Annotated in this window: 18 protein-coding genes; 8 read left to right on the top strand and 10 right to left on the bottom strand. The window is 64.9% G+C overall.

What is annotated here, in order from left to right; all coding sequences use genetic code 11:
* Positions 1–12: 12 nt before the first annotated feature.
* The gene (locus tag H7F16_RS10765; RefSeq protein WP_185797613.1) at positions 13–1,179 is read right to left on the bottom strand and encodes an efflux RND transporter periplasmic adaptor subunit; all 1,167 of its coding nucleotides are present in this window, start codon (positions 1,177–1,179) and stop codon (positions 13–15) included.
* Positions 1,180–1,185: 6 nt separating this feature from the next.
* Positions 1,186–1,848, bottom strand: a complete 663-nt coding sequence (locus H7F16_RS10770; RefSeq protein ID WP_185797614.1) for a TetR/AcrR family transcriptional regulator — start codon at positions 1,846–1,848, stop codon at positions 1,186–1,188.
* Positions 1,849–2,365: 517 nt separating this feature from the next.
* On the opposite strand from H7F16_RS10770, the gene H7F16_RS10775 reads away from it, so the two are divergent.
* Entirely contained in the window at positions 2,366–2,980 is a 615-nt protein-coding gene (locus tag H7F16_RS10775) for a hypothetical protein (protein ID WP_185797615.1), read from the top strand.
* A gap of 418 nt (positions 2,981–3,398) precedes the next feature.
* Here the strand turns inward: H7F16_RS10775 and H7F16_RS10780 are convergent, their stop codons facing one another.
* The 3 genes from H7F16_RS10780 to H7F16_RS10790 all read right to left on the bottom strand — a co-directional run bounded on the left by H7F16_RS10780 (position 3,399) and on the right by H7F16_RS10790 (position 6,036).
* On the bottom strand, positions 3,399–4,019 hold the full coding sequence (locus H7F16_RS10780; RefSeq protein WP_241741418.1) for a transglutaminase-like cysteine peptidase: 621 nt from the start codon (positions 4,017–4,019) through the stop codon (positions 3,399–3,401).
* 188 nt (positions 4,020–4,207) lie between these two features.
* A complete protein-coding gene (locus H7F16_RS10785) occupies positions 4,208–5,569 on the bottom strand; it encodes a phospholipid carrier-dependent glycosyltransferase (protein WP_185797616.1) in 1,362 nt (453 codons plus the stop codon).
* On the bottom strand, positions 5,569–6,036 hold the full coding sequence (locus H7F16_RS10790) for a GtrA family protein (RefSeq protein WP_185797617.1): 468 nt from the start codon (positions 6,034–6,036) through the stop codon (positions 5,569–5,571). Before H7F16_RS10790 ends, H7F16_RS10785 begins: the two co-directional genes overlap by 1 nt.
* A 90-nt stretch (positions 6,037–6,126) precedes the next feature.
* Here H7F16_RS10790 and H7F16_RS10795 point away from each other — a divergent pair, with 90 nt between their 5' ends.
* Positions 6,127–7,116 carry a glycosyltransferase family 2 protein gene (locus H7F16_RS10795; protein ID WP_185797618.1) on the top strand — a complete coding sequence of 330 codons (990 nt, stop codon included), beginning with the start codon at positions 6,127–6,129 and terminating at the stop codon, positions 7,114–7,116.
* Here the strand turns inward: H7F16_RS10795 and H7F16_RS10800 are convergent.
* Positions 7,073–8,953, bottom strand: a complete 1,881-nt coding sequence (locus tag H7F16_RS10800; protein WP_185798115.1) for a heavy metal translocating P-type ATPase — start codon at positions 8,951–8,953, stop codon at positions 7,073–7,075. The two genes, H7F16_RS10795 and H7F16_RS10800, sit on opposite strands and share 44 nt — an antisense overlap.
* A 213-nt stretch (positions 8,954–9,166) precedes the next feature.
* On the opposite strand from H7F16_RS10800, the gene H7F16_RS10805 reads away from it, so the two are divergent.
* From H7F16_RS10805 to H7F16_RS10815, 3 genes are all read left to right on the top strand, one after another.
* Positions 9,167–12,835 carry a PAS domain S-box protein gene (locus H7F16_RS10805; RefSeq protein ID WP_185797619.1) on the top strand — a complete coding sequence of 1,223 codons (3,669 nt, stop codon included), beginning with the start codon at positions 9,167–9,169 and terminating at the stop codon, positions 12,833–12,835.
* 130 nt (positions 12,836–12,965) lie between these two features.
* A complete protein-coding gene (locus H7F16_RS10810; protein ID WP_185797620.1) occupies positions 12,966–13,361 on the top strand; it encodes a response regulator in 396 nt (131 codons plus the stop codon).
* A 4-nt stretch (positions 13,362–13,365) separates the two neighbouring features.
* The gene (locus tag H7F16_RS10815) at positions 13,366–15,387 is read left to right on the top strand and encodes a PAS domain-containing hybrid sensor histidine kinase/response regulator (RefSeq protein WP_185797621.1); all 2,022 of its coding nucleotides are present in this window, start codon (positions 13,366–13,368) and stop codon (positions 15,385–15,387) included.
* On the opposite strand, the gene H7F16_RS10820 is transcribed toward H7F16_RS10815, so the two are convergent.
* From H7F16_RS10820 to H7F16_RS10830, 3 genes are all read right to left on the bottom strand, one after another.
* Positions 15,384–15,701, bottom strand: a complete 318-nt coding sequence (locus tag H7F16_RS10820) for an Hpt domain-containing protein (protein ID WP_185797622.1) — start codon at positions 15,699–15,701, stop codon at positions 15,384–15,386. The two genes, H7F16_RS10815 and H7F16_RS10820, sit on opposite strands and share 4 nt — an antisense overlap.
* Positions 15,701–16,651, bottom strand: coding sequence for a response regulator (locus H7F16_RS10825; RefSeq protein WP_185797623.1), 951 nt, complete (start codon positions 16,649–16,651; stop codon positions 15,701–15,703). Before H7F16_RS10825 ends, H7F16_RS10820 begins: the two co-directional genes overlap by 1 nt.
* A 179-nt stretch (positions 16,652–16,830) precedes the next feature.
* Entirely contained in the window at positions 16,831–17,949 is a 1,119-nt protein-coding gene (locus H7F16_RS10830; RefSeq protein WP_185797624.1) for a HupE/UreJ family protein, read from the bottom strand.
* Between the two features lie 94 nt (positions 17,950–18,043).
* Here H7F16_RS10830 and H7F16_RS10835 point away from each other — a divergent pair, with 94 nt between their 5' ends.
* Positions 18,044–18,856 (top strand): DUF4198 domain-containing protein, encoded by an 813-nt coding sequence (locus H7F16_RS10835; RefSeq protein WP_185797625.1) that lies wholly within the window; start codon positions 18,044–18,046, stop codon positions 18,854–18,856.
* Positions 18,857–18,894: 38 nt separating this feature from the next.
* On the opposite strand, the gene H7F16_RS10840 is transcribed toward H7F16_RS10835, so the two are convergent.
* Positions 18,895–19,143 carry a hypothetical protein gene (locus tag H7F16_RS10840; RefSeq protein ID WP_185797626.1) on the bottom strand — a complete coding sequence of 83 codons (249 nt, stop codon included), beginning with the start codon at positions 19,141–19,143 and terminating at the stop codon, positions 18,895–18,897.
* 186 nt (positions 19,144–19,329) lie between these two features.
* On the opposite strand from H7F16_RS10840, the gene H7F16_RS10845 reads away from it, so the two are divergent.
* Both H7F16_RS10845 and H7F16_RS10850 read left to right on the top strand, forming a co-directional pair.
* Positions 19,330–19,914 (top strand): TRAP transporter small permease subunit, encoded by a 585-nt coding sequence (locus H7F16_RS10845; RefSeq protein ID WP_185797627.1) that lies wholly within the window; start codon positions 19,330–19,332, stop codon positions 19,912–19,914.
* Positions 19,914–21,605: a TRAP transporter large permease gene (locus tag H7F16_RS10850; RefSeq protein ID WP_185798116.1), complete on the top strand. Its 1,692-nt coding sequence runs from the start codon at positions 19,914–19,916 to the stop codon at positions 21,603–21,605. The genes H7F16_RS10845 and H7F16_RS10850 overlap by 1 nt, the downstream gene beginning before the upstream one ends.
* The last annotated feature ends 183 nt before the right edge of the window (positions 21,606–21,788 follow it).

A 21,788-nucleotide genomic window follows, 5' to 3' on the forward strand; every position in this document is an offset into this window, starting at 1 on the left:
CGTTTGCCCCCCTCAGTTCGCGTCGGACGGGACGGGGTTGATCTTGTCGCCATCGCGGACGAAGGCGCCTGCCTTGGTCACGATGGTGTCGCCCTCTTGCACGCCCGAGAGGATTTCGACCCAGCCACGGTCGCGGATGCCGGTCTGGACCTGCACGCGCGACACGATGCCATCTTTGACCAGCATGACCGAGGCACCCTCGGCCGAGGCGCCGACGGCGGTGACGGGGACAGAGACGGCATCGCGTTCGGCCACGAGGATTTCGGCGTCGAGGAACATGCCCTGACGGATCTGTTCGGGCTGGTCGATGCTGATGCGGGCGCGGCCGAGGCGGGTGGTCTGGTCGATGCTGGGTTCGACGAGGCGGACGGTGCCTGACAGCGGTTCGGTGCTGCCGACGCCGACCATGCTGACCTTTTGGCCCACGGCGAGGCGGGTGAGGTCGATTTCCGAGACATCGGCGTTGAGTTCCAGCGCGCCGTCGCGGATCAGCGTGAACATCGGCTGGGAAGCGCCCGAGGCGATGGCCCCGACAACGGCGTTGCGCTGGGTGATGGTGCCTGCGACGGGGGCTTTCACCTCGGAGCGTTCGAGGCTGAGTTCGAGGTTGGCGAGTTGCGCCTGCACCAGATCGACCTGCGCGCGGGCGGCTTCGAGCGATTGGGTGGCGACCGTCACGCGGGCGGTGGCTGCGATGGCGTTGGACGAGGCCTGATCGGCGGCAGCCTGACTGGCGGCGCCCTGTTTCACCAGAGCGGCGGTGCGTTCGTTGACGCGCTGGGCTTCATCGGCGCTGGCGCGGGCCTCGAGCATCTGGGCTTCGGCCTGCGCGATGGTGGCACGGGCCGAGGCGAGCGAGGCGGTGAACTGGCTGCGTTGCAACTCGAGCGTGCTTTTCGACAGGGTGGCGAGGGTCTGGCCCGCCTGAACCTGATCGCCCACATCGGCAAGGAGGGTTTCGATGGGCTGCCCCTCGATCAGCGGGGCGACGCGGATTTCCTCGACCGGGCCGACGAGGCCCGAGACGATCACCCTGTCACGCAAGGGACGCGAGGCGACAGTCGAGACGGTGATCGCGGGCAGGACGACCGTCGCTGCGGCGGGCTGCGTTTCGGCTGCGGCAAAGGCCGGAGCGGCGAGCGCGGAGATGAGGGCGGGAAGGATCAAAAGGGAACGCATCTAAAATCAGCCTTTCAAATCGTCATTGGCGACATCGTCGATCGTGCGGGCGACGGTGTGCAATAAAAGGTCGGTCAGGCGCTGCTGCGCGCGGGGGTTTTCGGCGGGGTGCATGGCACTGGCTTTCACCAGCATGACCAGAAGCATGGCCTGCGGATAATAACGTTCGCGCGCGTCAGCTTCGGTGAGGTTCTTTGCCTTGGCAAAGATAGATGTGAGATAGCCGATTATTTCATGCTCCATATGCGTGGTGATGGCGCTGATTTCGGCTTTGCGCAAAGCGGCGGCGGTGATCTCGGCCCAGAGCTGGCCTTCGCCTTCGCAGTCGCCCTGCATGATGCGGGCGTTGATGGTGGCGCGCAGGCCCGAAAGCGGATCGGGCGAGCGCAGGATTTCGCGGAAGGTCGCCTCCATCTCGGCCAGATCACGCAGGATCAGGGCGGCGACGATGGCGGCTTTCGAGGGGAAGTAGCGGTAGAAGTTGCCGACGCTCATGCCGCAGGAACGGGCGAGGTCTTGCATGGAGGCGCCGTCGAATCCCTTTTCCGCAAAGGCGCGGCGCACGCCTTCGAGGATTTCGGCGCTGCGCTGGTCCATGCTTTGCGCATGGGTGAGGTGCAGGGGAGGGGCGGCTGTCATCGGTTCTTCGGTCTGCGAATGAATGTTCATTCACTCAGATACTCCTGACAGGGCAGAAAGCAAGGATTTTGTTAACGACCTCCGAATCACTGCGCGTGATTCGTGGCTGAGTTGTGTCCAACTGTTTTCGCATGGGAAACACCCCGCAACCTAAGATTGTAATTTGGTTTCGAATTTGGCGCAAAAACGGAAAAGGGGGCCGATTGAGGGTTAATCGTGGCCTGAATGTGGCAGGAATTTGACCGACTCGTTAACGAATGTTAATGAGAGTTAATGCCGCTTTTCTCGGCGTTTTCTTCCTTTAGGAGCCACACATGGGACGCAAGTTCGGTTATTTGCCCTACCGCTCGACCGTAGTTAAAGCATTTTGCGTTGCTTCGGTCGCGGCCGCCACGCTGTTCGTGCTGCCCGAGAGCGGCAAGGCGCAGGTCCGCAAAGTCAAAATTCCCCAGGAACTGTGCGTTTATTCGCCGCTCGGCAAGAAGCTGATCGCGGTGATCAAGGCACGTCCCGATTACGCACGCATCCTTGAGTATCTGAGCAACGAGTGCCCCGAAGTGGCGCTGCTGTTCGTAGACGAGCCGACCGCGACGATCCCGGACGAGCCGGGTGGCGGTGGCACCCCGACCGATGGCGGTGGCACCCCGACGCCGACGCCGACCCCCACTCCGACCCCGTCGCCGACGGCTACCCCGACCCCGACGCCGACTGCTTCGCCGTCGCCGGAAACGACTCCGACCCCGACCCCGACCCCGACCGCTTCGCCGTCGCCGGAAACGACTCCGACCCCGACCCCGACGGCTACCCCGACGCCGGAACCGACCCCGACCCCGTCGCCGACAGCTACCCCGACGCCGGAACCGACCCCGACCCCGACCCCGACGGCTACCCCGACGCCGGAACCGACACCGACACCGACGCCGACGGCAACTCCGACGCCGGAACCGACACCGACACCGACGCCGACGGCAACTCCGACGCCGGAACCGACCCCGACCCCGTCGCCGACGGCAACCCCGACCCCGCCGCCGCCGCCGCCGACTCCGACTCCGGAGCCGACCCCGTCGCCGTCGCCTTCCGCTTCGCCCTCGCCGTCGCCCTCGTCGACGCCCGCTCCTTCGCCGACGCCGAAAGGCAACAACGGCAATGGGAATGGCGATGAAGGTGAATGCAGCGGCGCCGATTGCACCGACCCGTCCAACCCCGGCAACGGTGGCACCGGCGGTAATGGTGGCAACGGTGGTAATGGTGGCAACGGTGGTAATGGTGGCACCGGCGGCACGGGTGCTGTCGCTCCGACCGACACCACGACGACTGATACCGGCAACGGTAACGGCGGTGGCAACGGCAACGGCGGTGGCAACGGTAACGGTGGTGGCAACGGTAACGGTGGAAACACCGACCCCGCCCCTGCCGAGACGGCTCCGTCTGATACGGCACCCTCGGAGACCGCCCCGTCGGATACTGCTCCGTCGGATACCGCTCCGACCGAGTGATCGGACCTGAAGAAACGAGAAATGGCCGCCCTTGGCGGCCATTTTTCATTTGGGGGGGCGGATGCCCTGCCCCGCGCGCGCGGCTTAGCTGATGCGGTCCATAACGCCGCCTGCGAACACGGCGACCCAGCGGCTGGGTTGGCGGGGGTCTTGCAGACGCAGGAAGGTGTATCCGGTTTCACGCCACGGCTTGATGCGGCCGGTCATGTTGTCGAGCACGAGATCTTGCGCGCCGGTGCGCAGAACCAGCACGGCATGCGAACGGTTCTGCCGGTCAAGCACGGTGGCGATGAGCAGTTGATCGGGCGAGAAGCCTGCCTCGATCAGGCGTAGCTTCTTGTAGAGGACGTAATCCTCGCAATCACCGCCACGGCTGGTCGGCAGGCTCCAGCGTTCGGCGACGGACCATTGGCGCTGGTCCGAGATCGGGCGGACGGTGCGGTTGGCGCTTTGGTTCACCTGCTGGACGGTTTTCAACGCCTCGATATCAAGGCGCTGGACGCGGCCGGTGCGGGCGCAGGCCCATTCATAGGTGCGGCACAGATTGGTCGCGCCCGGAGGGGCGGAGACCGTTGCTTTCACGGGAATAAGGTCACGGTGCATCTTGCGCGCGTCGATCGCGTGAGCGGGCATTACAAAAGACATCAGCACGGCTACGGGCAGCAAGCTGCGCAGCACCGCGCTGAGGTGTAGGATTTGGCGCATGACATCCCCCCTCGGGCAGAACCTCGGATGGAGGTAATTGACCGTGGGACCGCGACCTTGGTTCGACCGAAGCAAGGCAATTTCGCGCTGAGAGACTAAACCTTAGGGCGAGTTTTAGCTTTTGAAAATCAGGGCGTTAGCGCGAAGGCCAAGCCAAGCGCGGCAGGATTTGGGCAGGTAAAGCGCCCTTAAGGCCATGTTTTGAAGAGCATGCGCGATTCGTAGGCGGCCGGAGTGAGCGGTTCGCCATAGGTGAAGGGCTTGAGGAAAAGAAAGAAGCCCGCAAGCGCCACAACCCAGACGAATCCTGTCACGCGCGACAGGCCGAGGCGCGTGGCAAGGACCGCGGTGGCAGCGACGGCAAAGGTCAGGCTGGGCATGTAGTGATACAGGAACATGGGCCGGTCGATCAGCGCATAGGGCAGGAAAAAGGCGCTGTAGGTGATGGCCATCCATGCGGGGGCGCATTCCTCGCCGGTCTTCCACAGGGTCAGCGGGCGGCGTGTCCAGAGGAAGAGCTGGTCGAGCAAGAGCTTGGCCATGAAAAGCGTGGTGGTCCACAGGAGGACGAGGTTGGGCAAGAGGTAGATGCGCGACAGGTTCGGTTCGAGGCTGTCGGTCCAGTAGTAAACGCCGCGTATGCCGAGCGGCCAAGTATACCAGCGCGAGGCATAGGGGTGGTCCCCCACGTTGCCGGCGACCGTGGCCATCGTGCGGTTGAGTTCGGCTATGGCGGCAAACAGGCCGAGCGGCACCGTGCCATCGGTCGCGGCGGGGTGGCCGTGCAGGCGGGCGTTGAAAGAGGGGATCATGAAATCCGCGCCCGAACCGGTATTGGGCAGAAGCAGCAGATGGGCGGCGAAGCCCGCGACATACCAGACGCCGATGACGGCAAAGATCGTCAGGGCCGCGACGACCGAGCGGCGGAACTGGCCGGCCAGCGCCTCGCGCCCCAGGATCAGGAACACGGGGACGAGGAAGGCGAGCGCGGTCCATTTGATCGAGACGGCACAGGCAAGGAAGAAGGCGGTGCCCAGCAGCGTGCCAAGACTGCGGCTGCGCAGCCATTCGCCCAGAAAGACTCCGGCGGCGAGGCCGCAGAAGATGAGCGGGCCATCGGGCAGGACAAGGCGGCTTTCGGCAATGCGCAGGTTGTCGAAAACCAGCGCCCAGCCCGCGACCATGCCCCAGAAACGGCTTGCCCCCATCAGGATCGCCATGCGCGCCATCAGAAGCGGGCAGGCGGCCGCAAGCCCGCAGAGGAAGCCGCGCTGAACGACGAAATAGGCGCCGTCATAGGCTTGCTGGAAATCGGGCATCCCCTGTCCGTGATAGCCGCCAAGCCATGCGAGTGCCGCGAAGAGAAGGCGCAGGTGCGGGGGGTGGATGTCGATGTAGAACTCGCCCGTGAAATAGGCGGCCCAGAAGGTGCCGTAGCTTTCGTCGAACACCACCGAAGCCGGAGAGCCGAGGCCGCGGAAGGCCGTGGCAAAGGACACGGCGGCGAGGGCGATCCACAGAAGGCGGTCGGTCTGGGTCGTGCTTTGCATCAGTGGGCTTTCCATGTGTGCCGCTTGGACAGGCGGTAGTTCCAGACGGTGCCCGCCGCAATGCCGACAAGGGTGGCAAGCGGCCAGAAGGGCGCGAGGCGGATGGTGATATAGGCTGCCGCCACGTTGATCAGCGCGCCGAGGCTGCTGATGAGGCAAAAGCGCAAAAGCCCCGCAGCAAAGGCGCGGCCATGCAGGCGGTGGCCGGGGAAGGTGAAGCGGTTGTTGAGGACGAAGTTCAGCACCATGACCGCAAAGGTCACTGCCGTATGCGACGGCAGGAAGGGCAGGCCGAGGCCGTTGAGCAGGACCGCGAGCAGCGAAAAATGCACCGCAGCACCAAGGGCGCCGACACAGCCGTAAAGCAGGAAATCGAGGGGAAGAGAGGTCGCGCGCGACAGGCCTTGCAGCGCCGCCATCAGGCTGGCGGGCAGTTCGGACCGGATCGGTTCGTTTGGCAATGTCACACCCGACGGCTTCGTTTTGCGATAGAAGTAGCCCAAGCCGGTGGCATCATGTTAATTAAATTTAATAGCATGGGCCAACAGAGGTGCAGGATGGCGATTTCGGGTGACACCCTCACCTTGATTGTGCCGGTCTTCAACGAGGAAGAGGCTGTCCCGCGCTTTCTCGAGGAAATCAGCGCCAAGCTGGCGGGGCTGGATGCCGCGCTGGAGATCCTGTTCATCGACGACGGGTCGAAGGACCGCACCTTCGAGGTGATCCGCGAGGCGGCGGCCAAGGATGCGCGGGTGCGATACATCAAGCTGTCGCGGAATTTCGGCAAGGAAATCGCCCTGACGGCGGGGCTGGAACTGGCGCGGGGCGATGCGGTCGTGCCGATGGACGTGGACCTGCAGGACCCGCCCGAGCTGATACTCGAGTTCGTGCGGCTGTGGCGGCAGGGATACAAGACGGTCTATGGCGCGCGCCGCCGCCGCGATACCGACAGTTTCATGAAGCGGATGACGGCGGGCGGCTTTTACCGCGTGTTCAATGCCGTGGCGGATATGCGGATACCCGAGGATGCGGGCGACTTCCGCCTGATCGACCGCGAGGTGGTCGAGGTGATCCGGCAATTGCCCGAACGGACGCGCTTCATGAAGGGGTTGTTCAGCTGGGCCGGGTTTTCCACCATCGGCGTGCCCTATGACCGCCCCGCGCGCGAGGTGGGGACGACGAGCTTCAACTATCGCAAGCTGTTCAGGTTCGCGATGGACGGGATCACCAGTTTCTCGACCCTGCCGCTGCGGGTCTGGTCGGCCTTTGGCGCGGTGATGGCGCTGGCGAGCCTTGGTTACATGCTGATCGTCGTGGTGCGGACGCTGGTGTTCGGGGTCGACTGGCCCGGCTATGCGTCGCTGATGTCGGCGGTGCTGTTCTTCGGATCGGTGCAACTGATCTCGGTCGGGGTGCTGGGAGAGTATATCGGGCGGATCTATTTCGAGACGAAGCGGCGCCCGCTTTACGTGGTCGAGACCAGCAACATCGGGGCGAGCGCGATCAGGGCCGCCGATCCGAGCGGATCGGGTCGAACAGCAGCCTGAGGCCGTTGAGGACGACAAGCACGGTCCCGCCTTCGTGGCCCAGAACGGCAAGGGGAAGCGGCAGGTCGAAGAACAGGCCGCCGACAACCAGCACGCCCATGGCGCCCAGCGCAAAGATCAGGTTCTGGCGGATGATCGCGGCGGTGCGGCGCGCAAGGCGGTGCGCGGCGGCGAGGCGGTCCATGTTCTCGGACAGAAGGGCCACTTCGGCGGCCTGAAGCGCGACCTCGGAGCCTGCCGCGCCCATTGCAATGCCGACATCGGCGCGGGCAAGGGCGGCGGCATCGTTCACGCCGTCACCGACAAAGGCGACGCGGCCCCTTGCCGCAAGGTCGCTGACTAGACGGACCTTGTCGGCGGGCAGAAGATCGGCGTGGATTTCCTGCGGCGAGAGGCCCAGCGCCTGACCGATGCGCAGCGCGACGGGGCGGCGGTCGCCTGTCATCATCACGATGGTCTTGATGCCTGCGTGGCGCAGGGCGGCCAACCCCTCGCGCGAGGTGGCGCGGGGCTGGTCGGCTACGGCGACCGCGCCAAGAAGCACGTCGCCGCGCCCGAGGTAGACCACGGTTTCGCTGCCGTCTTGCAGGATGGCGAGGGCGGGATGGGTGAGATCGGCCCCCATGCGGGCGGCCATGCGGGGGTTGCCGGCCCAGATCGGGCCGGATGCGTGGGTTCCGGTGATCCCCTCGGACGGGTGGGCGGTGACGTCGGTGACGGTTTCGGGGGTAAGGCCCCGCAGTTCGACCGCGCGGCGCAGGGCATCGGCAATGGGGTGTTCCGAGTGGGATTCGATGCCCGACATCAGGGCAAGCAGGGTGGTTTCATCGATGTCGAGGGGAAGGAGGCGCGTCACCTCGGCCCGTCCGGTTGTCAGCGTGCCGGTCTTGTCGAAGGCGAAGGTCTGCACGGTGGCAAGGGTTTCGAGCGCGGCTCCGCCCTTGAACAGCACCCCGCCACGGGCGGCGGCCGACAGGGCAGACAGGATCGCGGCGGGGACCGAGATGACCACCGCGCAGGGGCTGGCGGCGACAAGGATGGTCGCGGCGCGGTAGAGCGCTTCGTCAAAGGGTTGGCCGAGATAGAGGAAGAGGCCGAAAAGCAGGATGGAGCCTGCCAGAACCGCGACGGTGTAGCGCTGGCCGAACCATGCCGAAAAGCGTTCGGAGGGGGCCTTTTGCGCCTGCGCCTCGGTCACCATCGCGATCATGCGGGCGACGGTGGATTCGGCGATGGGGCGCAGCACCTCGACCGTCAGGATGGCGTGGAGGTTCACGGTGGCTTCGTGGACGCGGTCGCCGGGCGATTTGACGACGGGGATGGATTCGCCGGTGATGGTGGATTCGTCGAGACTGCCCTGGCCGACGGTGATGCGGCCATCGACCGGCACGCGCGCGCCGGGGCGCAGGACGACAAGATCGCCGGGGTTCAGCGATTCGACGGCGACTTCGGTCACGATGCCGTCGGGACCAAGACGGAAGGCGGTTTCGGGGCGCAGGGCCATGAGCGCCTCGACCGCGCGGCGGGCTTTGCCCATCGCGCGGTGTTCGAGCATGTTGGACAGGCGGAACAGCGTCAGCAGGACCGCGCCTTCTAGGGCCGCGCCGACAGATGCCGCGGCAAGGGCGGCCACGACCATGAGCAGATCGACATCGAGAACGCGTTCGCGGAACAGCTCGCGCAGGGCGGTGAAGGCGGCGGGGGCGCCGCCGGCCAGAAAGACGGCAAGAAGGGCGATGTCGGTCTGCGGCAGCGGGGTGAGGAAACGGTTGGCCAGCGCATAGGCCATGCCCGCAAGGGTGACCACCGTCAGCGCGAGGTCGAGCCCTTCGGGCATTTCGGATGCGTGGGAATGTTCGTGCGCCACCGGATCGCCCCCATGTGTTGCTGCGCGCCAGTTTGAACACCGTTTGGCGCGTGCCGCAACGCGGCATGGTGACGGGTCATCGCGGTTGTGCCCGGATTTTGCCACAACTCTGGGGGTTGGGGGCGCGGCTTGGCCCGCAAAGCGCCCCAATCGCATGTTTCGGCTTGCAGACGGAGGCCGCCGATGAACATTCGCACGAATGATCTTGTTAAAAGGTCGGAAAGAACGCCGGAGGCTGCGGTGTCGGACATCTCGCTGGTGCGCCTGTTGAACGAATTGGTGCGGACCCCGCTCGCGGGTCTGGATGCGATGGTTTCATCGGTGATCGGGCGGCTGGCCGAGGGGGCCGGGGCGGGCTGGGCCTGTCTTTACCGGCTGGAAGGTTCCGGCCTGACCCTGACGCATGGATGGGTGGCGGCAGGGCGCGCGCCCGTGGAATGCGATCCGGTCAAGGTGCTTTCGCCGGTGATGGGGCGGCTGCTGGCGAATGAAACCGCGGCGCTGCATGACGGGTTACAGGGGCGAAGCGCGCTGGCGCTGCCCATCAACGACGGGACGAGGCTGACGGGCGTGCTGGGCTTTGTGTTCGACGCAGACCTGCCTGCGCTGCCCGAGGCCGAGATCGAGCGGCTGAAAGCTGCCGCCGAGGTGATCGAGACGGTTCTGGCGCGGCATGGCGAGGCCGCAAGGCACCGAGATACGGCGCGGCGGCTTGAAGCGACGCTGGCGGCCCTGCCGGACCTGTTGTTCGAGGTTGGCGCCGATGGCATCTTTGCCGGCTTCAGCGCGGGGCCGCCCGAATTGATGGCCGCGCCGCCTGACCGGCTGGCGGGGATGCATCTGTCCGAGGCGCTGCCGCCCGATGCCTGCGCCGTGGCCCTGCGCGGGCTTGAGATGACGTTGCGCGACGGGCGGGTGACGGGGCTGCGCTATCCCCTGGCGGTGAATGGCAAGGACCACTGGTTCGAACTGGCGGGCGCGCGGAAACCTGCGGCCGTGCCGGGGGCGGAGCCTTCGGTCATTTTCCTTGTGCGGGATGTGACCGACGACATGCAGATGCGCGATCAGGTGTCGCGGCTTGGCAAGATCGTCGAGACGATGTCGAACCTTGTCGCGATCCTCGATCTGGACGAGCGGGTGGTCTGGGTCAACGCCGCCTTCGAGACGCAGACGGGTTGGCGGCTGGACGAAATCAGGGGCAAGCCGCTGACCGACCTTGTGCGCTGCGATGCGGATGTGGCGGGCAATGCCGGACATGTGGCCGATGCGATGAAAAAGCGTCTGGGCTATGCGGGGCAGACGATCAACCAGGACCGCTGGGGGCGGCGCTACTGGATCGATTTCCATGTGGTGCCGCTGCATGACGGTGCGGGGCAGGTGAACGGCTTTGTCACCATCGAAACCGTGGTGACGAAGTCGAAAGAGCAGGAAGCGGCGATGGCCGAGCTTGCCCGCAGTGCGACGGTGGCGCGCGAGCAGATGGAGAATGCACTGCGCGCGCTGCCCGATGCCGTGGCGGTGCTGGATGCCGAGGACCGTCTGGTTGTGGCGAACGAGGCCTATTTCGCCATGTTTCCCGAGCTGGCCGGGGTGGCGGTTGTCGGCGCGACGACCGAGGAGATCTTGCGCGAGGGTGTCGCGCGGGGGATATTCGGGCCGGGGCGCGGGGCGGATGCCGCCGCGCGCGAGGCATGGGTGCAGGACCGCTTGCAGACCTATCGCGCCGCGCGGGACGTGGACGAGGTGCAACTGCCCGACGGACGCTGGATGCGCCGGATGCATATGCGCACCGCCGATGGCGGCTGCATCGCCGCGTCGATCGACATCACCGCACGGCAGAACCAGATTGCGGCACTGGATGCCGCGAACCGCGACCTGAGCGCCGCGCTGGAAGAACGCGACCGCGCCGAGCGGCATTTGCTGGGGATCATCGACGGGGCCGAGGTGGGCACCTTCGAGCTGGATCTGGTGACCAACGAATTGCGCGTTGGCGGGCATTGGGCCGAAATGCTGGGGCGCGACCCCGAGGCGGACAACGTCTTTGAATTCATCGATTTCCACGAACTCGTCCATCCCGAGGACCGGCCACGGATTCCGCTGCCGGCGTCGGGTTTACCCGATCCGGGCGACGGGTTCATCGAGCTTGAATTCCGGATGCTGCACGACGACGGGCATTGGGTGTGGATCCTGTCGCGCAGCCGGGTGACGGCGCGGGATGCGGCGGGCAACCCGCTGGCCGTGGCGGGGGTGCATCTGGACATTTCCGACCGCAAGAGGCTGGAGCAGGAAATCCGTGCGAGCCGCGCCTACCTTTCGGAGGTGATGGACACCTCGATCGCCGCGCTGGCCGTGCTGGATGAGGCCGGGCGGATCACCTATGCCAACCTCGAGGCCGAGCGGATTCTGGGGCTGAGCCGGTCGGAGATGCGCGGCAAAGCCTATAACGACCCGTCCTGGCGGCTTGAGCGGGTCGAAGGCGGGCCTTTGCCGGATGGCGATTTGCCGTTCCGCCGCGCGCTGGAAGAACAGGGCACCGTGCGCAACATGCGCTTTGCGCTGCATTGGCCCGATGGCGAGCGGCGGGTGCTTTCGGCCAATGCCGTGCCGCTTGCCCATGTGGATGGCAACCGGCAGGTCGTGGTGTCCTTTTCCGACATCACCGAGGAAATCGCCGCGACCGCGCGGCTTGAGGAAGCGCGGGCGCGGGCCGAGGGGATGAGCCGCGCCAAGTCGGTGTTCCTTGCCAATATGAGCCACGAGATCCGGACCCCGCTGAACGGGGTGCTGGGCATGGCCGAGGTGCTGGATTCGGTGGTGACCCCGCCGGAGCAGAAACAGATGGTCGCCACCATCCGCCGGTCGGGCGAGACGCTGCTGACGGTTCTGAACTCGATCCTCGACATGTCGAAGATCGAGGCGGGGAAGATGGAACTGGAAACCGTGCCGCTGCGCGTTTCCGAGATCGTCGCGCAGGCCGAAGCGGTGTTTTCGGTTCAGGCCGAGGAAAAGGGGCTGGAATTCGAGGTCATGTCCCATGCCGGCGCCGACCGCGCCAGATTGGGCGACCCGCACCGCATTGCGCAGGTGCTGAACAACCTGCTGTCGAACGCGATCAAATTCACCGAAAGCGGCGGGGTCGAGCTTAAAGTCTCGAGCAAGCCCGGAAAGCCGGTGACCTTCGAGGTGAGCGACAGCGGTGTCGGCATGACGCCGGAACAGGTGGAGCGGGTGTTCGACAGTTTCGAGCAGGCCGACGGGTCGACGACGCGGCGCTTCGGGGGGACGGGGCTTGGCCTGTCCATCGTGCGCGAACTGGTCGAGTTGATGGGCGGCACGGTCGAGATGTCAAGCGCGCAGGGGCGGGGCACGCGGGTCAAGGTGACCTTGCCCTTGGCCGAGGCGCCCGAGGGGCCGCACGCACCCGAACTTGTCGAGCAGGTGCCGGACATGACGGTGCTTGAGGGGCGCAACGTGCTGGTTGCGGATGACAATCTGACCAACCGCATCGTGTTGAGCGAAATGCTGACCCAGACGGGCGTGCAGATCACGATGGTCGAGAACGGGCAGGACGCCATCGCGGCGTGGAAGAAGGCCGGAGGCGCGGGGCGGGGCTTCGACCTGCTGCTGCTCGACATCACCATGCCGGTGCTGGACGGGATGAGCGCGCTGTCCGAGATCCGCAGGGCCGAATGCGCGACCGGCGCGCCGCCGGTTCCCGCGATTGCGGTGACGGCCAACGCCATGCCCAATCAGGTCGCAGATTACATCATGGGCGGTTTTGACACCCATCTGGCAAAGCCGTTCAAGCGCAAGGACCTTTTGCATGCTATAAGGTCTTTGTTGCGCGGCTGAGTCGAATTCTAATTTCTTTTTCCACTGTATTAATGTTTGTTTAGATGCTGACACTTTATACCACAATATCGCCCTTAAGCTGTGCTGTACTGGCATGGCGGGCGAGGGTGTCTCGACGGGGTATTGCACGATGAGCGATCAGTCTTCCGATCAGAAGTTCCGCATCCTTCTGGCCGAGGATGACGAGGTGAACCAAGAGGTCATCAAGGCCTTTCTGGCCGGCCAGTCGCATATCGACCTGACGGTGGTGGGTGACGGGCGGTCGGCGCTGGAAGCGGCGCTGGGAACGCGGTTCGACCTGATGCTGTTCGACCACAACATGCCGCATATCACGGGGGATCGGGTGATCCGCTATCTGCGGTCGGGCAATTCCAACAACTCGCGCACGCCGGTGGTGCGGTTCACGGCCGAGGCCGACCACGCCACCATCCGCGAGACCGAAGGGCTGATCGAAGCCGTCCTGCCCAAACCGCTGCGGGCCGAAACCTTCCTGACCACCATCGACACGATCCTGCGCAAGGGCTGAGGGCATGACCTTTGAAGGCCGTGGCAAACCCGTCGAGGACGATGCCGTAACACCCGCCGCGCTGATCCGTGGCGAAGAGCGGCTGCGCGATGTGATCGAGGGCGCGCAGGTCGGCACCTGGACATGGGATTTCGATACGGTCACCCAGCTTGTCAACGACGTCTGGGCGCGGATGCTGGGCTATGACATGGTCGAACTGTCGCCCGTGACCTATGACACGTGGAGCCGGATCGTGCATCCCGACGACCGCGAGGTCGTGGAAGCGATGATCGACCGTTGCCTGACCGGGGCCGCCAACGGCTACGAGGCCGAATACCGCATGCAGCACCGGGACGGGCACTGGATGTGGGTGCTTGACCGCGGGCGGGTGGTGCGCCGGAAGCCGGACGGATCGCCCAAGATCATGGCGGGAATCCAGATCGAGATTTCCGAGCAGAAATCGCGCGAGGCCGCGCTGATAAAGGCCAAGGCCGAGCTGGAAAGCGCGTTGGCCGAGCGGGCGAGTGCCGAGCAACGCTTCATAGATATCGCGGCGGTCAGCGACGGCTGGTTCTGGGAGCAGGACGCGGACCTGCGCTTTTCTTTCCTGTCGCAGCCGGAGTATTTCGAGAAGATCGGCGTGCCGCCCGTGAACATCATGGGCAAGACGCGGGAAGAATGGCTTGAACATTATCCCGACGTCCGGGCGAGTGCGGATTGGGAGCTGGTGCTTTCGGCGCTTCGTGACCGGCGGCCTTTCCGCGATTTCGTCTATCGCGCGCCGGATTCGCCTGATGGCGAGGAGCGGTGGTTCCGGATTTCGGGTGCGCCGGTCTTTGACGCGGCGGCGAATTTCCTTGGCTATCGCGGCGTCGGATCGGATGTGACGCAGTTGTATCTGGCCAAGGCGCGGGCGGAAGAGGCGAGCCGGACCAAATCGATGTTCCTTGCCAATATGAGCCATGAAATCCGCACGCCGCTGAATGGTGTGCTGGGCATGGCCGAAGTGCTGGATTCGTCGCTGACCAACCCTGAACACAAGCGGATGATCGGCACGATCCGGCGTTCGGGCGAGACGCTGCTGAACATTCTGAACGACATCCTCGACATGTCGAAGATCGAGGCGGGAAAGCTGGAGCTTGAATCGGTGCCCTTCAGCCCGATGGAATTGGCCGAGCGGGTCGAGGACCTGCACAACCTGCGGGCCGAGGAAAAGGGGCTGGATTTCGAGGTGCTGGTCAGCTCGGGGGCCGAGGCGGCGCGCATCGGCGATCCGTTCCGCGTGCAGCAGATCATGCACAACCTTGTGTCGAATGCGATCAAGTTCACCGACAAGGGGTCGGTGACGGTCAAGCTTTCGGGGCGGCGCGGGCAACCGCTGGTCGTCGAGGTGCGCGACACGGGCATCGGGATGACGCCCGACCAGATGGCGCGGCTGCACGACGAATTCACCCAAGCCGACAGTTCGGTGACGCGGCGTTTCGGCGGCACGGGGCTGGGCATGGCGATCACGCGCAATCTGGTGCTGAAGATGGGGGGCGAGGTTTCGGTGCAATCGGAACCCGGCGAGGGGACGGTGATCCGCGTATCGCTGCCGCTGGCCGAAAGCGATGTGCAGCCGACCGCGGGCCGTGCGGCCCCGATGGCCCCGGCCGAGGGGCGGCTGGACGGGTTGCGGATTCTGGTGGCCGATGACAACGGAACGAACCGCTCGGTTCTTGAGCTGATGCTGACGCGCTGCGGGGCCGAGGTCACGATGGTATCGGACGGGTTGCAGGCCGTTCAGTCATGGGAGCCGGGTCGCTATGACGCGATCCTGCTGGATATCGCCATGCCGGTGATGGACGGGAAAGCCGCGCTGCATGAAATCCGCCAGAAGGAAGCCGCGCTGAACGTGCCGCGCGTGCCGATCGTGGCCGTGACGGCGAATGCCATGTCGCACCAGATTGTCGAATATCTGATCTGGGGCTTTGACAGCTGCGTGTCGAAGCCGATCACCATGTCGGATGTGACCAAGGTGATAAGGTCGCTGCTGCGGCGGGCCTAGGGGCGGGGCAAAGCCTCGAGCGCCTCCATGAGCGGATCAAGGACGGGCATGATCTCGGGTCCGGTGGCGCCTATGGCTACGAGGCGCTCGACCTCGGCCGCGATGCGACCGATATCGGCATGGCCAAGGGTCGCGGCCGTTCCGGCGATTTTATGGGCGATGCCGCCGATTTCGGCCAGCGCCTCGAACGGGGCGCGGCCTTCGCTGTAGCGCAGGCGCGCATCCTCGAGCGCGTCGAGCCGCTCGGCCGCGAGGCGGCAGAACAGGCGTTCGGCGGCTGCGAGGGGCGATTCGACGGCTGCGGGGGCGTTCATCAGGCCACCATTGTCGGCTTGCTGCGCTTGTCGGGCGGGGTCGAGGCGGACAGGATCGCACGCTCGAGGATGCGGGTGGGCTTTGTCGGCGACAGGAAGGACGAGCGCGCGACCTCGCCCACGCGGACCTGCGGGACGGGGATGCGGTCGGTGGCGTAGATCGATTCGAAATCCATCAGGCCGATGTTGATGAGGATTTCGAGATCATCGGTCGCGGCGCCCAGATCGCGTTCGGACATGCAGACAAAGTTGCCGCTGCCGGCATAGGCGATCTTGGCATCCTCGGTCTTGAGTGAGTCGACGATCTGCGCGGCGACGTCGCCAAGCATCTGCATGTAGACCGCGCCCGATGCCTTGTTGAAGATCATGCTGGCATTCTTGATGTGGATGCCAAAGGCGCTGGTCGAATACATGCGCTTGACGCCAAGGGTGAGGAGATAGTTTTCCATCGCCAGAAACTCGATCCCGCGGTCGAAGCCGGGGATCAGGATCGGGGTGTCGAAATCGGCGTTGATCTCGACCTGGGCGGCGCGCTGGCCGACGAGGCGGGCAAATTCGGCAAGGCGGTGACGTTCCGACAGCAGGCGGGCGACCATGCCGATGCGGGCCTTGAGTTCGATCATGTCGAGGGGCTTGGTGATGTAGTCGGTCGCGCCTGCGGTGAAGGCTTCGTCGACAAAGTTCTTTCCGGCGAGGGCGGTGATCATAAGGATCGGCGTCTGGCGATAGGCCGTGCGCAAGCGGATGGCCGTGGTCAGCGCGGTGCCATCGAGACCGGGCATCTGCATGTCGGACAGGATGCAGTCATAGACGTGATTCGACGTATCGACTTCGTGCAACGCCTGTTCGGCGGTGCCGACGGTGGTGACATGGCCGTAGCCGATGGCCTTGAGCATCCCCGCAAGGAGTTCGAGGAAAACCGGATCATCATCGACAGCGAGAATACGCATTGTTTGGCCCTATCTTTCCCCGGTGCTGCACGCGCGCCGGGGCCGTTTCGTTACGCTTGCCCTGTGGTGCAATCTGGAGGCGAAACGCGGCGAGATTTGGGCCTGTTAACAGTTATTAAGGGGCAGTTTTCGGACGGTTCCGGACGAGGCCCGCCCTTGGGCCGCAGGATCAGGCAGGGTCAGCCCATGATCCGTTCAACGAACCACCACGCGCCGACCAGTGCGATGGCCCCCGAAGCGGGAACGCTGATGCGGGCGCGATACCACGGTTTCTTGCGGAACCAGAGGCCGACCAGCAGGAAAGCGGCCGTAATGACGGCGAGTTGGCCCAGTTCGACGCCGACGTTGAAACCGATGAGGGCGGGGAAGAAATTCCCCTCGGGCAGTCCGATTTCGCCAAGGACCGACGCAAAGCCCAAGCCGTGCAGAAGCCCGAAGCAAAAGACCACGACTGGGCGCCAGCGCGAGAGGCCCTGCGTCAGGATGTTCTCGACCGCGACGAAAACGATGGAGGCGGCGATGACCGGTTCGACGATGGAGGCCGGAACCGCGACATAGCCCAGCGCGCCAAGGCCAAGGGTGACGGTATGGGCAATCGTGAAGGCGGAAACCTGCCAGAGCAACGGGCGCAACTGCGTGGAGAGGAAGAACAGGCCAAGGACGAAAAGGATATGGTCCAGCCCCTTGGGCACGATGTGGTCGAAGCCGATGGGGATGTAGGAGGCAAAGGCCTGCGCCGGCGACATGGCATCGCCGCCGCCCAGAGCGATGGGGTCCGACATGGCCCCGGCTTCGAGATAGCCGTCATAGGGTTTGTCGACACCGTTCTGGCGGATGACGAGCGCGCCGAAGGGGGCGGCCCATCCGACCTGCACGGTCTTGGCGCCGGCAGGAACGGGGGCGGTGAAGCTGATGGTCGAGGCGCGGGGCAGGTTGACATCGCCCACCTCGGGCACCGAAACGCCAAGCAGGGTCAGCGGTTGGTCGACCCCGTCGATGCGGACGAAAACGCGCGGGGCCATGCGGGGCCAGAAAGACCGGAAGCGGGATTCGAGCGCGGCGGGCGGCAGGGCGCGCAGGCTGTCGTAGCTTGCGGCTTCGGGGGCGGCGTTGGTGTCGGCGGTCAGGGTGAGGTCGATGCCCGCGACGAAGCCTTCGAGATTGGTGCGGATATCGAATGCGAGCGTGTCGCCATCTTGCTGGAAATCACCGATGGAGGGCAAAACCTCGTGCGCGGCAAGGGGTTGGGCCAGCGCCAGAAGCAGGCCGAGCGCAAGGCGGCGCAAATGTGCGAACATGTTTTTCTTGACCTTTCGCTTGCCGAAGCGTGCCGTCGGACAATCTATGGCGTGGGGACCGAAATGAAACGTCACGAATGAAGGAAGACGGAAAATGTTCATCTCAAGGTCCGTTGTGCTGGTTGCAGCGCTGGCGGCATTGCCCGCAGCGGCGCATGAATTCTGGATTTCGCCCCAAGACTACCGCGCCGAAGTCGGGCAGGTGGTGAAGGCCGAGCTGCTGGTCGGTTCGGATATGGCGGGGCAGGCCTTTCCGTGGCTGAAGCGGAACACGGCCGAGGCGCGGATGATTTCGGACAACTGGAAGATCGATATCACCGGACGCGAGGGGGATTTGCCCGCGCTGAGCTTCACCCCGCAGGAGGAAGGGCTGCACCGCGTGATCTTTCACGCGCAGCCGTCCTTTGTGATCTTCGACAAGCCCGAGACCTTTCCGCATTATCTGGAATACGAGGGGCTGGACTGGGTTTTGGCGGCGCACAAGGCGCGCGGCCTGCCCGAGGTGGATTTCGGCGAGATGTATACCCGCAACGCGCGGGCGCTGGTGCAGGTTGGCCCTGCGACGCCGGATCAGCTGGACGCCCCGACGGGAATGCCCTTCGAGCTGGTCGCCCTGCAAAACCCCTATGTCGAGGGGACCGAAGCGATCGACGTGCGGTTGACGTGGAACGAGGAACCGCAACCCGACGAGCAGGTGGCGATCTTCGTCAAGGCGCCGGGTGGCACGGCACCCAAGGATGTGACGCGAAAGCTGGTGAAAACCGGTGCCGACGGGGTGGCGCATATCGTGCTGGATGCGGCCGGGGAATACATGCTGTCGTCGGTGCATATGGAACCCCTTGAAGGCAATGTGGCGGCGGTCTGGCAAAGCCACTGGGCGACGCTGAACTTTCGGGTCGGCGAATAGGGAAAAGGCCCCGGCGACAGGCCGGGGCCTTTGCCGCTTTACTGGTGGTTGCCCAGTTTTGCGCGCGCCAGTTCGCTTTTGTCACGCGTGCCGTTCTGCGCTTCGATCTTTGCGTCGCGGGTGCCGTAAGAGCCGTCGGCGTTCGGGCGCTGGCCGTCGGCAACGGCGCCGGGCGGCAGCGAGCCTGCGAGCATCGCTCCGAAGCCCTGGTCATGGCCCTTGGCAAAGGCCATCGGGGCGGTAAGCGCGGCGAGGGTCAGGGCAAGAGCCGTGGTTTTGACGAACATTCTGTAGCCTCTCTCTGTTGGTTGAGTGGCCAAGCTACGGGCGCGGACGGGCAGAAGTTTCGGCGCGGCCCGTCTATTTTGCCTGACGCGGCGTCAGGCGCGGCGCGGGGGCGGGGAACTCGCGCCAAAGTTGACGGGTCGCGGGGCGGGGGCCTAGGCTTGGCGGGTCAACAGCGGGGGAACGGGATGCGGGCATTGCTGGCACTGGCTGCGGGAATCGACAGGATCAACGAAAGGGTCGGGCGCGCGACGGCATGGCTTATTCTGGTCGCGGTGCTGGTGAGCGCCGCGAATGCGGTGGTGCGCAAGGTGTTTTCGGTATCGTCCAACGCCTGGCTGGAGATGCAGTGGTATCTGTTCGGCGCGGCCTTTCTGCTGGCGGCGGCCTATACGCTGAAACAGAACGAGCATATCCGCATCGACATCGTCTACGGGCTGTTCTCGCGCAGGGTGCAGCACTGGATCGACCTGTTCGGGCATGTGGTGTTCCTGATGCCCTTTGTGCTGCTGATGGTGTGGTATCTGGTGCCCTATGTCGCGCAGTCGTTCCGCAATGGCGAGGTGTCGACCAATTCGGGCGGTCTGGTGATCTGGCCTGCCAAGGGGTTGCTGCTGGCGGGGTTCGTGTTGCTGGCGGCGCAGGGGATTTCCGAGATCATCAAGAAGATCGGCGTGATGCGGGGGCTGATACCGGACCCCACACCCTTTGTTTCGGCGCATGAGGCGGCCGAGAAGGAAGGGGCAGCACTGGCGCAGGAGATCGGCAAATGATGCTTGAATTCATTGCGCTGAATATGGCGCCGATCATGTTCGCCAGCCTCGTGATCTTTCTGCTTCTGGGCTATCCGGTCGCCTTTGCGCTGGCGGCCAACGGGCTGATGTTCTTTTTCATCGGCGTCGAACTTGCGCCCCTGTCGGGGGGGTCGATCTCGTTGGACTGGCCGTTGCTGAACACCTTGCCCAACCGGTTCTGGGGGGTGATGTCGAACGAGACGTTGCTGGCGATACCCTTCTTTACCTTTATGGGGATCGTGCTGGAGCGGTCGGGGATGGCCGAGGATCTGCTGGATACCATCGGGCAGTTGTTCGGGCCGATCCGCGGGGGGCTGGCCTATGCGGTGATCTTTGTGGGTGCGTTGCTGGCGGCAACGACGGGGGTGGTGGCGGCAAGTGTCATCGCGATGGGGTTGATAAGCCTGCCGATCATGCTGCGCTACGGCTATGACCGGCGCATCGCATCGGGCGTGATCGCGGCAAGCGGGACGCTGGCGCAGATCATCCCGCCGAGCCTTGTGCTGATCGTTCTGGCGGACCAGTTGGGGCGGTCGGTCGGGGATATGTACACGGCGGCGATGATACCGGGTTTGGTGCTGACAGGGCTTTATTGCCTGTATGTCTTTGCCATGTCGATGCTGCGGCCCGCATCGATGCCCGCGCTGCCGCCGGAAGCGCGCACGCTGGGAAGCGGCGTCACCTCGCTTTTCGTGGCCCTTCTGGCTTGCGTCCTGATCGGCTATGGCGCGCATCGCTGGCTTTATGCGACCCACGGGGCGAATGCCGATGTGCTGGGGGCCACGGTGGGGGTGATTGCGATCTATGCCGTGGCCGTGGCCGACAAGGGCCTGAAGCTGGGGTTGATGTCGCGGTTGGCGCAACAGGTCATCATCGTGCTGATCCCGCCCTTGGCGCTGATCTTCCTTGTGCTTGGCACGATCTTTCTGGGCATCGCCACGCCGACCGAAGGCGGGGCGATGGGGGCTGTGGGGGCGATGCTTCTGGCGGCGGGGAAGCGGCGGCTGAGCTATGGGGTGGTCAGTCAGGCGCTGACGTCGACGGTGCGGCTTTCGGCCTTTGTCATGTTCATCCTGCTGGGCGCGCGGGTGTTTTCGCTGACCTTTTACGGGGTGAACGGCCATGTCTGGGTAGAGCATCTGCTGACCGGCCTGCCGGGGGGAGAGACAGGGTTCCTGATCGCGGTGTCGGTGCTGATCTTCCTTTTGGCCTTCTTCCTCGACTTCTTCGAGCTGGCGTTCATCATCGTGCCGCTGCTGGTGCCTGCGGCCAACGCGCTGGGAATCGATCTGGTGTGGCTGGGGATCATTCTGGGCGTGAACATGCAGACGAGTTTCATGCACCCGCCCTTTGGCTTTGCGCTGTTCTATCTGCGGTCGGTTGCACCCAAGGCGGCCTATGTGGACAAGGTGACGGGGGTGCGGACGGACGGGGTGACGACAGGGCAGATCTATCGGGGTGCGGTGCCCTTCGTCGTGATCCAGGTGGTGATGGTGGGGGTGGTGATCGCGTTCCCGCAGATGGTGATGCATTACAAGGGCGCGGCGGTGGACCCTGCGACGATCGAGATGAAGATGCCCGAGTTGCAGCCGCTGGGCGGGTTGGGCGGCGGGTTGGGGACGAACAATGCGCTCGGCGGCGGGTTGGGGGCGCCGAAGATCACGCCGTGAGGGCGGCGGGGGTGCGCAGCGAGTGCGCACCCTACCCATGAACCAACGCAACGGTCGGGTTTGACCGTGGCCCAAAGCCACGGTCCGCGCGCAGCCCGCCCCCTCGGGCTGCGCGCCAAGGCGCACAACCCGGCGGTCAGCGCGCGAACCTAACGGCGGCGCAACGAAACGCTCCACCGGAGC

Source organism: Paragemmobacter straminiformis (genome assembly GCF_014243445.1).
GTDB classification, from domain to species: Bacteria; Pseudomonadota; Alphaproteobacteria; order Rhodobacterales; family Rhodobacteraceae; genus Paragemmobacter; species Paragemmobacter straminiformis.